The 12,695-nt window shown below is 61.4% G+C and carries 11 protein-coding genes; 2 read left to right on the top strand and 9 right to left on the bottom strand.

All coding sequences use genetic code 11. From position 1 onward, the window contains the following. Positions 1 to 17: 17 nt before the first annotated feature. Positions 18 to 1,367 (top strand): sugar transferase, encoded by a 1,350-nt coding sequence (locus DESU86_RS07715; RefSeq protein WP_179980518.1) that lies wholly within the window; start codon positions 18 to 20, stop codon positions 1,365 to 1,367. Between the two features lie 461 nt (positions 1,368 to 1,828). Here DESU86_RS07715 and DESU86_RS07710 read toward each other — a convergent pair whose 3' ends face one another. After that, positions 1,829 to 2,278, bottom strand: coding sequence for a GyrI-like domain-containing protein (locus DESU86_RS07710; protein WP_179980517.1), 450 nt, complete (start codon positions 2,276 to 2,278; stop codon positions 1,829 to 1,831). Between the two features lie 228 nt (positions 2,279 to 2,506). On the opposite strand from DESU86_RS07710, the gene DESU86_RS07705 reads away from it, so the two are divergent. Continuing rightward, the gene (locus DESU86_RS07705; RefSeq protein WP_179980516.1) at positions 2,507 to 3,412 is read left to right on the top strand and encodes an AraC family transcriptional regulator; all 906 of its coding nucleotides are present in this window, start codon (positions 2,507 to 2,509) and stop codon (positions 3,410 to 3,412) included. A gap of 229 nt (positions 3,413 to 3,641) precedes the next feature. On the opposite strand, the gene DESU86_RS07700 is transcribed toward DESU86_RS07705, so the two are convergent. The 8 genes from DESU86_RS07700 to hisH form a co-directional block, all read right to left on the bottom strand. Continuing rightward, complete coding sequence (locus DESU86_RS07700; protein ID WP_179980515.1) at positions 3,642 to 4,394, bottom strand: hypothetical protein; 753 nt, start codon at positions 4,392 to 4,394, stop codon at positions 3,642 to 3,644. Beyond that, a complete protein-coding gene (locus tag DESU86_RS07695; protein WP_232088297.1) occupies positions 4,391 to 7,021 on the bottom strand; it encodes a L,D-transpeptidase family protein in 2,631 nt (876 codons plus the stop codon). Before DESU86_RS07695 ends, DESU86_RS07700 begins: the two co-directional genes overlap by 4 nt. Then, positions 6,969 to 7,526, bottom strand: coding sequence for an orotate phosphoribosyltransferase (gene pyrE, locus DESU86_RS07690; RefSeq protein WP_179981761.1), 558 nt, complete (start codon positions 7,524 to 7,526; stop codon positions 6,969 to 6,971). Before pyrE ends, DESU86_RS07695 begins: the two co-directional genes overlap by 53 nt. A 32-nt stretch (positions 7,527 to 7,558) precedes the next feature. Beyond that, entirely contained in the window at positions 7,559 to 8,869 is a 1,311-nt protein-coding gene (gene purB / locus DESU86_RS07685; RefSeq protein ID WP_179980514.1) for an adenylosuccinate lyase, read from the bottom strand. 7 nt (positions 8,870 to 8,876) lie between these two features. Further along, the gene (locus DESU86_RS07680) at positions 8,877 to 9,296 is read right to left on the bottom strand and encodes an FmdB family zinc ribbon protein (RefSeq protein WP_179980513.1); all 420 of its coding nucleotides are present in this window, start codon (positions 9,294 to 9,296) and stop codon (positions 8,877 to 8,879) included. A gap of 707 nt (positions 9,297 to 10,003) precedes the next feature. Next, the gene (locus DESU86_RS07675; protein ID WP_232088296.1) at positions 10,004 to 11,038 is read right to left on the bottom strand and encodes a PP-loop family protein; all 1,035 of its coding nucleotides are present in this window, start codon (positions 11,036 to 11,038) and stop codon (positions 10,004 to 10,006) included. A gap of 169 nt (positions 11,039 to 11,207) precedes the next feature. Then, entirely contained in the window at positions 11,208 to 11,987 is a 780-nt protein-coding gene (gene hisF / locus DESU86_RS07670; protein ID WP_179980512.1) for an imidazole glycerol phosphate synthase subunit HisF, read from the bottom strand. Next, complete coding sequence (gene hisH, locus DESU86_RS07665) at positions 11,977 to 12,627, bottom strand: imidazole glycerol phosphate synthase subunit HisH (protein ID WP_179980511.1); 651 nt, start codon at positions 12,625 to 12,627, stop codon at positions 11,977 to 11,979. Before hisH ends, hisF begins: the two co-directional genes overlap by 11 nt. Positions 12,628 to 12,695 lie beyond the last annotated feature (68 nt).

Genomic DNA, 12,695 nt, shown 5'->3' with positions numbered 1-12,695 from the left:
CTAGAGGATATTTTGCAATGATAAGCAGTTATCGTATGGGACTTTTACAGGTGCTGGACCTGCTCTGCATCCTGCTGGCCCTGGCAATTTCCGGGCTGACCACGATTGCGCCGGATTTGAGCGTTTTTGACGACTACACCGGCGCCACGCTCTTTACCATTTTCTTCTACATGCTGTTTTTCTATATTCTTGACGCCTACAGCGTGGGCCAGGAAGATTTCAAGGAGACTGCGGGCCGCGTGCTTGTGGCCTGCCTGCTGGGCATCATTTCATCGGCAACGGCATCCTACGCCTTCCAGCACTGGCGCTTTGACCGCGAAACCGTCGTCTTGCTTTTTGCGCTTTCTTTCTGCTTCAGCCTGTTCTGGCGCTGGCTGTATCACCTCAACGCGCACAAGCTTACCCATCCCATGCGTATTCTTCTCGTGGGCGTTGACCGTGCCGGCAAAGTGCGGCAACTGCTGGCCGAAGGCCTGCCCCAGGCCGAAATCATCGGCTATGTGGGCGAGCACGATCAGGGCCCGGACGCAGGCCCCTGCCTTGGTCCGCCATTCCTGGCTCTGGACATAGCCCACGAAAAAAAGGCCACCATGATCCTGTTGCTGCCCGACGCCCCCATTGACGATGAAATCGCGCACGACCTGCTTGAAGCCAAGCTACGCGGCAGCATGGTTGTGGACATTCGCAGTTTTTACGAACACGTGGTGCAGCGCCTGCCGCTTTCACAAATCACGGACGAATGGCTGCTGCAGACAGAGGGCTTTTCGCTGAACACGCGCGGCTCGCTACGGCGACTCAAACGCGCCCTGGACGTGCTCATTTCCCTGGTGCTGCTCATACCTGCCACGCCCATCATGCTGCTGACCGCCCTCATCGTGCGCCTGGAATCCCCCGGCCCGGTCATTTACAAGCAGGATCGCGTGGGACTGTTTGAAAAAGAATTTACGGTGTACAAATTCCGCTCCATGCGGGCTGACGCCGAAAAGAACGGAGCCGTCTGGGCCAGCGCCGGAGACGCCCGCGTGACCCGCTTCGGACGCTTCATACGCAAGGTGCGCATAGACGAACTGCCGCAGATATGGAACATCCTCAAAGGCGACATGAGCTTTATCGGCCCCCGCCCCGAGCGCATGGCCTTTGTGCAGAAGCTCAAGGAAACCATACCCTACTACAGCCTGCGCCACACGGTTAAACCCGGCCTCACGGGCTGGGCCCAGGTGTGCTACCCCTACGGCGCGTCCGAAGAAGACGCCCGCCGCAAGCTGGAATACGACCTGTACTACATCAAGAACATGTCCATCCTGCTGGACATCAACATCATCTTCAAGACCGTCGGCGTGGTGCTCTTTCCCAAGGGCGCACGCTAGGGCCGGATGGCGGAATACTTTGTGGGGGAGGGACCCTTTTGCAAAAGGGTCTCCTCCCCCACACCCCCACCCCCTAAAACTCTTATGGCATTTTAGCAGAATACACTGTGGTTTCTGTGTTGAAGCGGGGTTTCTGAGACAGAGCCTTCACGACATCACAACATATGACAAAACCCCAGCGCAGCGTGACAACACGCCGCCGCTGGGGTTTTGTTTCCAGCCTTCAGGACACGTCTGCCTTTCCAGCAATAAGGATTCTGGCTGGATCTTTTTAGCGCTGGAAAAGCTTACCTGCGCGATACGAGCGCCACGCTCAGGACGTGCCATTGGCAAGGGAGCCCTGCCGCGACAAGTCCGTGTGACGCCGGGAGTGGTTGCTCTGCACGCGGCGACACAAGCCTGCAAATGGCGGCGCCGGGCTTATGGCAGTGGAGTTGCCCCGCGTGGGGCGAGCGGAACCTTTATCCCTTTATGCCCACATAGATCTCAAAAGGATTTTCCACGCTCCAGTGCGAGGGATACAGCTCAAAGCTCAGTGACTGTTCGTCATAAGCATACGTCTGCTGGCTGGCGAGCCAATTTTGAAAAATGAACATGTACGCTTCCCCGATGCTCGCAAGGTTGGGCACGCCGCAAACCGCGTATTTGCCCGCCGGGATGTCCACGTGCTCCAGGTCGGCTGGCAGACGCCCGTCCTTGTCTTCCACGGCAGCCCAGTAGTCGAAGTCTTCCGCGTTGACCATGACAGTCACGCCATAGGACGCAGTGGGCATGACCTGCGCATAGTCGGTGCAGAAACGCTGCCACAGGGCGGAGCAATCCTCCTGCGCTTTTGCCATGTTCGAACGCACTTTTATGCCGGTGAGGCGCTTGGCCGGGTATTCCACAATCGTCACGGTAAATTCACTCACAATAATTCTCCACATGCTTGGTAATGCCATTTGGCCGTTTGTTCGCAGGGCGCGCAGCTTGCGCCCGGCACGCCGCCGGGGCCGCAAGCGCCCGGTAACGACGCTTGATCTGCATCCTGCACTTTCGCGCGTAAACACGCTCGACTTTTTTTGCGGTTCCGTTCACCCTGACAGAAACCCGCCCACCCCAACAACCACACCCAAACAGACTGTCCCCCACGGAGCAGCATGAACACATTGTCATATGAGGAGCGCCTGCACCGTGTGCTGCGGCATATCGAAAGCAATCTCGACTCCCGGCCCGACCTTGCGCAACTTGCGGAAATCGCCTGCTTTTCCCCCTACCATTTCCACCGTATTTTCTCGTCCATGATGGGGGAAAGCGTCGCCGCCTATGTGCGCCGTCTGCTTCTTGAAAGGGCGGCCCAGCAGGTGGCCCATACGCGCGACCCCATTACCCTCATAGCCCTTGATGCTGGCTATGAAAGCGTGGACGCGTTCACCAGGGCTTTTCGCGCCCACTTTGCCGCGCTGCCTTCCGAGTACCGACGCAACGACGGACATCTGATGCGGGCGCGCAAACAGAACCCCGATGCCCCGCTGTTTCATCACCAGGTTGTCGGCGTGCCCGCGCTGGAAATACGGGTCACGAAATTCGCGCCCTTGCTGGTGGCCGCCATGCGCCACACCGGCCCGTACGACGACTGTGGGTCAGCCTGGCTGCATCTGTTTTCCCTGCTGGGGCCGGCTGGCCTTTTACATGCGGGCATGGTGGCCTACGGGGTCAGCCATGACAATCCCGACGTCACCCCCAAGGACAAATGCCGCATGGACGTCTGCGTGAGCCTGCCCGAAGGCGTGACCGAAGAAACCCCGGCCATACGGGATTTGCTGCGCAACAAGGAACTGTTTTTGCGGCATATTGGCAGCGACTGCGACTACGTGGCCGTGAAGGTGCAAGGGGACTATGCGCTGCTGCACCCGGCCTACCGCTCGCTTTTCGGCCAGTGGTTTCCGCAGAGCGGGCGGGAACCTGTCAACGACCCCGGTTTTGAGGCGTACTACAATTCGCCGCAAACAACGGCCCCCGAAGACCTGCTGACGGAGATATTCATCCCGATGAAGCCGGAATGATGCAGCAGGGCAGGGTTATGTGCAGGCTTTTGCAGCGTGTTTTGATATGGAGTGATGCCGGAAGGGCGCGGCCTCTGGAACCACCGCTTCAGATCAGCAAACTCTTTGTAGCATACTAAAATACAACAAGAGTTTTAGGGGGTGGGGGCGTGGGGGAGGCGACCCTTTTGCAAAAGGGTCCCTCCCCCACAAAGCATCTCCCCACGAAATATTTCAAAAATACTCAAATCTACTGTTCCACGGGAAAGATATTGCGGAACACCACGCTGTCGTCCTGGTTGCGCACTTCAAGGATGACCTGGGCGTTCACGAGATTGAGTCGGCCTGGCAGGCGCACCACAATGACAGTGCGTTTGAAGCGGCTGATGCGGAAATCGCCCACATTTTCCGGGTCAAAGCTCAGGGGGTGTTTGGAGCCGTCAGCGGTAAGCAGGGTTCCGGAAACCGAGCCGGAGGCCAGCCGCTGATTGTCGGTATTGCGCAAATCGAGGGCCATGCGCAGTTTGCCGCCGCGCAGGGCCCGCACCTGCACGTTGTCCACCTTGACGTAGTCGCGGTCAATGGCGGGAAAGTCCTCATGCCCCGGCCCTTCAGCGCCGCGCGGCGCTTCAGCCTTTGCGGCCTCTTCCCTGTCTGCCGGGGCAGCTTCACCCGGTTTGGCGACGTCTTCACCGCCAAGCCGCCGCAGTGCAAGAGTGCGCCCCTGCACGTTTTCCTCGCGCAGCAGTTCCTCGAGGTGCTCAAGGCGTTCTGCAGTGGCTTGAGCCTCCTGGTAATCGCTTTCGAAGCGCAGCATGTTGGCGCGCAGGAGGCCGTTGTCTTGCCAGAGCTTCCAGCATTGCCAGCCAAGGCCCGCGCTCAGCAGGGGCAGGCAGGCGAAAAAACACAAAACAGTGTAAAAAAGGCCCCGCCGTACGCGAAAACTGCGCCGGGGGCCGTTATCCCTCATAAAAATGATGGAGAGACTTTCCTTGTACTTCAAGGTCTGCTTTCCTCTGCTCCCCTGGCCTGCGCCACGTCAGTGGGGTTGCCTGTGGCTGCGGGCATTGGGGCCCAGTCCTCACGGGCAATGAGCCATTGCTTGCCGTCGTACTGGAGCAGCAATGTCTTGGTGCCCCGGTCGCTGTGTCCCGAACTGTCGGCATAGGTCTGGCTCATGTCGGCCCGGATGCCCTGCCTGTCCACCACGAGCCGCAGGCCCGAAAGCTGTACCTGGGTAGGCTTGACCCGGCCCCACAGTCCTTCCTTCTGATTGCGGATGTTTTTGGCCCCCCAGCGGCCCTGCTGCACGGCGTTGCTGGTGTAATAGGCCATATAGTCGTCCAGGTTGCCCGCTTCCCAGGCTTTGCGCCAACCCTCAAGGGTTTCGCTCACCGCGCCGCCGACCTGGTCAAGATAGTCGGCAGCCAGACCCATATCCTGCGGTTTGAACTGCGCGGCCACGATGCGCAGGTCGCCGTCATTGCCCCTGCGCCACCAGAGCGTACGGATGCCTTCGCTGATGCCGCCGGGGCTGGCTATGAGCTCTTCGCACCGGCTGGTGGCAAGATTGCCGTGCACCTCGAAAACGGGCTTGCGGCTGATATAGCGCAGCCAGGGCGCGCCAAGGTGCTTCTCAAGCTCGCGCCAGGCGCTGTTGTACGACTGGCCACGGGGCGCGCCGGGTTCACGGTTGTAGCGGGCATGGTCATAAAAATCGGCGAGCGCGGGCGAACGCGAGGCCAGGGCCGCACCCCATCCGCTGACTGCCTGTTGCAATTGCGCCTGTACCTGCGGCGTCAGACCTGTATCCTGCGCGGCAGGGGCCTGAGGCGCCGGCTCCTGGGCTGCGCGCTGGTCTGCTGCCAGTTTTTCGGCGACCAGTTTTTCTGCGGCCTGTTGCTCGGCTGCCTGTTTTTCAGCCGCGAGCTTGTCAGCCGCAAGTTTTTCAGCGGCAGCCTTCTCGGCGGCCAATTTCTCGGCCGCGAGCTTTTCCGCAGCCTGCTGTTGCGCAAGCAGTTTGGCCTGCGCCTCCTGGGCGGCTTTTTCGGCGGCAGCTTTTTCTGCGGCAAGTTTTTCTGCAGCGGCTTTTTCAGCAGCAGCTTTTTCGGCGGCGGCTTTTTCAGCGGCGGCTTTTTCCGCCAGCGCCTTTTCCTCGGCAGCGCGGGTCTCGGCGGCACGGGCCTCGGCGGCCTGTTGGGCGAGCCGCTCTTCTTCGGCCTGCTGACGCTGCGCCAGTTCTTCGGCTGCGCGCTGTTCCGCCGCCAGTCTGGCGGAATCTTCCATGGCGGGTCGTGCGCCCCAGTTGACTTCCGCAGGAGGCGGCGTGGACGAACGGCGCGGCACAAGAGGGTCACTCAAAGCCACGGATTTGCCAGGAACGGACTCGGACGAAGTCTTGTCCGACGCAGTCTTGTCCGGCGCGGCCTTGTCGTGCACTTTGCCGTTATCGGCGGCAGCCGCGGCCACGGCGGCCTCGGCCGTCATGTCGCTGGCGGCTTCGGGCATATCAAGGCGCGGCGGCTGTGGCGCTTCGGAGTCAGCGTCCGAGACCACCTGCAAGGGAGCCTCGGCCACGAGCTGCCCGCGCTGGTACGCGGCGCGCATGCCGAGATCGCGCGGGGCCCACTCCATGCCGACGATACGGAATTTCTTGTCCTTGCCGCGCTGCCAGTACAGGCGGCGGATGCCCTCGGAGGAAAGGTTGGACGCCGCATAGAGCTGCTCGGACCAGGTAACCCAGTACCCCGGCCCTTCGAGCACATGTATCTTGCGGTTGTAAATCTTGACAAAACTGAGGATTTTGAACAGCCGTTCCTTGTTGAGCCTGAAAGCGGCAAAGCTTTCGGACATGGCCTTGGTATAGGACTCGGCGTCATAGAACTCGAACATTTTATCCGAGCGCGCGGCCCAGGCGTTGCTCCAGGCCTGCATGAGGCGGCGCAATTCGCGGGCAGTGCCGCTGTCGGACTGCAGCATGCTGGTTTCGTCCAGCTTTTCAGCCAGCACCACTGCCGTGCCTGGTACAAGGTTGGGCCCCACCTCGTCAATTTCCTTGAGGCCGATGGCGACGCAGCCGCGCGTGGAAAGGGGTTCGATGCCCAGCCCCTTGCTGTGAATCCAGATGCCGTGCCCGGTTTTGCCGCGCAGCTTGTCCACGGGGTTGGGATAGTTGAGCGTATAGGCTATGCCGCCGTATTCCTTGAAGTCCAGCCCGCTGGCAATTTTGTATTCCACAAAATAGATGCCTTCCGGGGTGCGCAGGTCATTGAGGGACTGCTTGTCGCCGGGCAGTTGGCCAGTGGTGCAGGGGTAGGCGTAGCGGAGTTTGAAGGGACTTTTTTTTTCGAAAAACATGAAGGTCTGGCGGTTCTTGTCCACAGCCACCAGATGCGAAGGCAGCCCCTCGTTGTACAGCGTGGGCTGCCATTCCGCAGAATATGCGGAACGTGGGGCCAGGGCGCACAAAAGCGCCAGCATGAAGCCCATAAGCCCGCGCACGGCAAAACGGGAAACTATGCGCAAATACCGGAACGCGGCCCGTCTGACCGCGCCCCAGCCCTCAGGGCTGGCAGGCTCAGCGAGCAAGGGCCACCAGTTCCGCGCGGGTGAAGAGGGCAAGCAGTTCATATCCCGCCTCACGGAGCTTTTCGCGGCCACCTTCTTCCCTGTCCAGAATTGCGCACACGGCGACGATATTCAGCCCCGCGTCGGTGACTCTGTGGCAGGCGTTGAGCAGCGAACCGCCCGTAGTGACCACATCTTCAAGCATGGCGACCTGATCGCCAGCGTTAAAATTGCCAAGTCCCTCAACATACTGTCCGGTGCCGTGGCCTTTGGCCTCCTTGCGCACCAGGAGGCCATGCAGAGGCCGACCCTGTTCGTGTGAAATGACGGTTGTGGCGGAAACCAGCGGGTCCGCCCCAAGAGTCATGCCGCCCACGCCCTTGATATCAAGGCCTTTGAGCATATCGTTGAACAGGTTGCCGATAAGCCAGGAGCCTTCGGCATGCAATGCCGTGACGCGACAGTCAAAATAATAGTCGCTTCGGCGGCCCGAAGCCAGCACAAAATCGCCTTCACGATAAGATTTTTCCACCAGCAGACGCGCCAGACGGCGCTTGAGTTCCATCATCTGTTCTTGACCGGCGCGCATCATGACCTCGGCTAGCTCAATACGGGTTTGCTGTCGAACACACGGGCGAAAATTTCGTCCTCGTGCTGCAGATAATAGGAGGGATCAAAAAGCTCATCAAGCGCGGCCTCGCCGAGGCGGGTGCGCATGTCGGCGTCGGCCCGCACAAGATCGGGAAAGGCCACGCGGGTCTCCCAGCTTTGCATGGCAAGACGCTGCACGGCCTCATAGGCCTGCTGGCGCGGCATGCCGGTGGCGATAAGGGCCGTGAGCACACGCTGCGAAAAATACAGGCCAAAAGAACGGTCCATATTTTCGAGCATGCGCTCGGGCTTGACCACCAGCCCGTCCAGAAGGCGGGTAAGGCGGGTGAGAATATAGTCCGCCAGGATGGTGGAATCGGGCATGATCACGCGCTCCACCGAAGAGTGGCTGATGTCGCGCTCATGCCAGAGGGCCTGATTTTCGAGAGAGGCCAGGGCGTTGGAGCGCAACAGCCGTGAAAGCCCGGTCATGTTCTCGGCGGAAATGGGATTCTTTTTGTGCGGCATGGCCGAAGAGCCTTTTTGCCCCTTGGCAAAGCCCTCTTCCACTTCCAGCACTTCGGTGCGCTGCAGGTGGCGCAGCTCAACGCAAAGGCGCTCTATGCCGCCGCCAAGAATGGCCAGCGAGGTAAAGAAGTGCGCGTAGCGGTCGCGCTGGATGATCTGGGTGGAGTGCGGGTCAACCCCAAGGCCCAGATGGGTCAGGGCGCGCTGTTCCAGTTCGGGCGACAGAAAGGCGTAGGTGCCCACCGCGCCGGAAATCTTGCCGACGCGCACGCTTTCGAGTCCGGCTTGCACCCGCTCCAGATGGCGTGAAAATTCGGCGTAAAACCCGGCCATCTTGAGGCCGAAGCTGGTGGGCTCGGCATGGATGCCGTGGGTGCGGCCCATGCACAGCTGCCCCTTGTGACGGCGGGCCAGGGTTTCAATGCTTTGCAAAAGCGCGCGTATATCCTTGAGGATAAGCTCGCCAGCCTGCACCAGCAAAAGGGCATTGGCCGTGTCCACAATATCGGACGACGTGCAGCCAAGATGGATGTACCGGGCGTCAGGGCCCACCTTTTCCTCAAGCGAGGTCAGAAAGGCAATGACGTCGTGCCGGGTCACTTCTTCAATTTCAAGAATGCGGTCAACGTCGATGGACGCCTTGGCGCTGATGTTTTCCACGGCTTCGACCGGGATGCGGCCCATTTCGCTCCAGGCCCGGCACACGGCCACTTCAACGTCAAGCCATGCCTGATAGCGGTTCTGCAACGTCCAGATATTGCTCATTTCGGGGCGGGAGTAGCGTTCGATCATGACTGCCTCATGGAGCCGGTTTGGCGGCGCTGGCCTTGGGGGCCGCGGTTGTAGGGGCTGGCGTTGAGGCTGGCGTGGGAGCAGGAGCGGCAGCAGGCGCATTTGACGCCGGGGTAGGCGCGGCGCTGCCGCCGGTTTTCTCGCCGCCTGCTGGCGCGGATGAAGCCTCCCCCGCGCCGGACGCCGAAGACCCTTCAGATGAGGTGGAAGACGCTGAAGACGCGCCTTCTTCCTTTATGCCCTTGCGGTAGCCATAATCGTCAACATACCAGCCGCCGCCCTTGAGGACAAATGAAGTCTGCGACATGATGCGCGGCGAGGCCGTGCCACATTTGGGGCAAGGCTCCTCGCCCTGGGCGGAGGGGCTTTTTACCCATTCCTCAAAGCGGTGCTGACACTGGGGACACTGATATTCGTAAATAGGCATGATTACGCTAAAGACGGCTAAACACTGTTTTTGTTACGACCGCGCCGCCCGTCAAATGCCCAGGCCCGCCTCGCCGGGGAGCACAAATCCCCTCCGGCGACGGAAATGCACGCGCATAACCTACGCGCGCCACAACCTGCTCAAACTTGCACATGACACAAGAGGGCTGCTGCCGATGCAGCCCCCTCTTGGGCAGAGCACCCTTGAGAACATACATTCCCAAAAGTACGACACGCCAGTTATGACGCTTGCCAGCGCGGATGAACCGCGCCCGCGCCTTCACGGCGAGCGCCTGCTCACGCAGCCGCCAGAGCAGTTTCACCAAGAAAAAGCTCTAGGGCGACACGGCCCTGCGGGCCTCATCAAAAAACCTGAGCCTAGGCGGCAGCCTTGGCTTCACGCACGCGCTGCTTGAGGCGCTGAGCGCGACGATGACGGCGACGGGCAAGTTCTTTCTTACGTTCGATCTTTTTGTGAGCCATGTTTTCCTCCGGGGTAAGCCCCATTGATATAAGTCGGTATTCATAGGCTCTTTCTTTTGCAAAGTCCAGCCCCATATGGCCGGAATGCGCGGCGGGCGCGCTTTTGCACAAGGCTACGCCAAATTTTTCCCTTTTGGGCACCGCTCCGGGGCAGAAAAAACAGGCCGCGCGCCGCCTTATGCTCCGCGCCACGCTGACGCAGACAAAGGCCTTGGCGATTTGCACTCAGTCCAGAGTGGGGGCCTGACTGTCATAAAAACCGCTGATGCCCTGCCCCACGCGCAGCTCGCAGTTGGTAAATCCGTGTTGGGCAAGAATCTCCTGCACCCGGCCCGCAAGCTCCGGGGGCAGCGCCTCCACCTGAAGCACGGGGGCTGGCGTAAGCCGCAGACGCAGATCACCCAAGGGCGAAACAATTTTTTCAGCCTCAGCCCCGTGGCCCGCGACGTCTTCCCCGTGTGCCGCGCCTGCTGCGGCGGGGGCCTTTTCCGAAAACTGCGGTAGTACCAGCCCTGCCAGCGCTTCTTCGGCAGCGGCCAGACCCGCCAGCACGTCCGCATCCGGCTCAAGACCATAGGCCAGCCGGGTAAGCAGGCAAGGCCGCGCGCGCTGATCGGGATCATCCAGCCCTGTGGCCCGTGCCGCCGCGCGGATGGCGGCCTTGTCCATGCCCGATTCCGCAAGGGGCGAAACCACGCCCGCCTCCTGCAAGGCGCGCAGGCCGGGCCGGAAAGCCACAAGATCATCAGCGTTGCTGCCGTCGCAAACAATGCGCCCCTGCTGCCCGACCTCCGCCAGGGCCGCCCCGATGGCCGCCAGCAGGCCCGTTTTGCAGGCATAGCAGCGCTGGCGGCTGTTGGTGGCCACCTCGGGCAGGGACAGGGGGTCAAAATCCACCACCAGCAGGGGCAGGCCGCGCCTCCTGGCCCAGGCGAGCGCGTGGGCGCTTTCGCCAGCCGGGATATGCGGGCCGCGCGCATGCACTGCCAGCACGTCGCACCCGCTCAGCAAGGCCGCGTGACTGAGAAAGCGGCTGTCTATGCCGCCGGAAAAAGCCACCACCAGCGGCGGTAGGGCCCGCAGCCGCCGCGCCAGTTCCTGGGGCAGAGCCTGGGCAGGGGCCAGACCTTGGGCCTGGGGCAGATATTGAGCCGGGGACAGAGCCTGGGGCGTTTCCGTGAACCCGGTTGCCGGGGCGTCTTCCGTCGCGCTGACGGCTGCCCCCCCACGGGCCTTTGTGAAGTGGTGCTTGTGGGTCATGTGATACTGGCGCTCCTCTGGCGCTCCTCTGATGCCCCTCTGGCGCTCCTCTGGCTTTTCTCTGGCGTTCCTGAAGGAAGGGGCGTGTGCATGCGGCGCAACAGCGCCATAAAAAAAGCGCGCGGGGGCCGCGCGGGCCCCCATCCAAAACCTCTTCACGCTGCCCGGCCTACCAGGTCAGGCGCATCTTGGCCCCGTGCGCGGCCATGTATTCCTTGCACTCGCGGATGCTGTACTGCCCGTAGTGCACAATGGAGGCAATGAGGGCCGCCGAAGCCCCGCCCGTGGTCACGGCTTCCAGCATGTGACGCGGCTCGCCCGCCCCGCCCGACGCGATGACGGGCAAGGACACGGCATCCACAATGGCGCGGGTCAGTTTGAGTTCATAGCCGTCCTTGGTGCCGTCCGCGTCAATGGAATTGACGCACAGTTCGCCCGCGCCCAGTTCCTGACAGCGGCGCGCCCAGGCAATGGCGTCCAGCCCCATGCGCTTGCGGCCCCCGTGGATGACAATTTCATACCCGGACGGAATCTCCGGACTCACGGGCACGGCCAGCACGTCCATGCCCACCGTTATGGCCTGCGAGCCAAAGGCGTCGGCCCCCTGGCTGATGAGATGGGGGTCCTTGACCGCCGCCGAATTTATGGAGACCTTTTCCGCCCCGGCCAGCAGCACGGCGCGCATGTCGGCCACACTGGAAATACCGCCGCCCACGGCAAAGGGAATGAAAATCTGTTCCGCGACGCGCTCCACCACATCCAGAAAAATGCCCCGAGCCTCGGCCGAGGCCGTGATGTCATAAAAAACGATTTCGTCCGCACCTTCTTCATAATACCGGCGCGCGCTTTCCACAGGATCGCCTATGTCCTCGTTGCCCACAAACTTGACGCCCTTGGTCAGACGGCCATTTCGCACGTCCAGACAGGGTATTACCCGCTTACTGAGCATGGCGCGCCTCCCGCGAATTCTGGCAGTACTTGTAAAAATTGCGCAGCAGGTTCAGGCCGGGCCGTCCGCTTTTTTCCGGGTGAAACTGGGCGGCCCAGAGGCCCTCGCGGCCGTACAGCGAGCAGAAGGTGCGCCCGTAGGTGGTGGTGGCCAGCACAAGCGCAGGATCGGGCTCCACATAATAGCTGTGCACAAAGTAGTATTCCGCCATGGGCTCTATGCCTTCAAGCAGAACGCAGGGCGCTACGGCCTCAAGACTGTTCCAGCCCATGTGGGGCACGGGCGCAGGGGTGCCGTCCTCCTGCACCATGTCGTTTTCAAAAAGGCGGCAGATGCCGGGCACGATGCCAAGGGTTGTGGTGTCGTTTTCCTCGCTGCGTTGCAGCAGGATCTGACAGCCAAGGCATATGCCGAGCAGGGGCTGCCCCCTGCGCACAACCTGCCGCAGGGCTTCGTCCATGCCGGATTCCGCCAGCGCGCCCATGGCCTGCCCCGCAGCACCCACGCCAGGAAAGATAACCCCCCCGGCGCTTTCGAGCATTGCGGGGTCCGCCGTTATGGCGCAGGGTATGCCGAGATGCTCCAGAGCGCGGCGCACGCTCGTCTGATTGCCTGCCTTGTAATCCAGAATGGCCAGCATGGTGCTTCCTTACTGTGTTGCGCAGCCCAGGCCAAAGCCCCGACTGCCTTGTGCGCGGAGAAGCCGCA

It is taken from the genome of Desulfovibrio sp. 86, assembly GCF_902702915.1.
Lineage (GTDB): Bacteria > Desulfobacterota > Desulfovibrionia > Desulfovibrionales > Desulfovibrionaceae > Desulfovibrio.
This window is presented reverse-complemented; position numbering and strand designations above follow the sequence as displayed.

What these genes read in the sequence shown, in the direction of transcription:
- DESU86_RS07715 (WP_179980518.1), top strand. Translation starts at nt 18, where the DNA reads ATGATAAGCAGTTATCGTATGGGACTTTTACAGGTGCTGGACCTGCTC.
- DESU86_RS07705 (WP_179980516.1), top strand. Translation starts at nt 2,507, where the DNA reads ATGAACACATTGTCATATGAGGAGCGCCTGCACCGTGTGCTGCGGCAT.
- DESU86_RS07695 (WP_232088297.1), bottom strand. Translation starts at nt 7,021, where the DNA reads ATGAACTGCTTGCCCTCTTCACCCGCGCGGAACTGGTGGCCCTTGCTC.
- pyrE (WP_179981761.1), bottom strand. Translation starts at nt 7,526, where the DNA reads ATGATGGAACTCAAGCGCCGTCTGGCGCGTCTGCTGGTGGAAAAATCT.
- purB (WP_179980514.1), bottom strand. Translation starts at nt 8,869, where the DNA reads ATGATCGAACGCTACTCCCGCCCCGAAATGAGCAATATCTGGACGTTG.
- DESU86_RS07680 (WP_179980513.1), bottom strand. Translation starts at nt 9,296, where the DNA reads ATGCCTATTTACGAATATCAGTGTCCCCAGTGTCAGCACCGCTTTGAG.
- DESU86_RS07675 (WP_232088296.1), bottom strand. Translation starts at nt 11,038, where the DNA reads ATGACCCACAAGCACCACTTCACAAAGGCCCGTGGGGGGGCAGCCGTC.
- hisF (WP_179980512.1), bottom strand. Translation starts at nt 11,987, where the DNA reads ATGCTCAGTAAGCGGGTAATACCCTGTCTGGACGTGCGAAATGGCCGT.
- hisH (WP_179980511.1), bottom strand. Translation starts at nt 12,627, where the DNA reads ATGCTGGCCATTCTGGATTACAAGGCAGGCAATCAGACGAGCGTGCGC.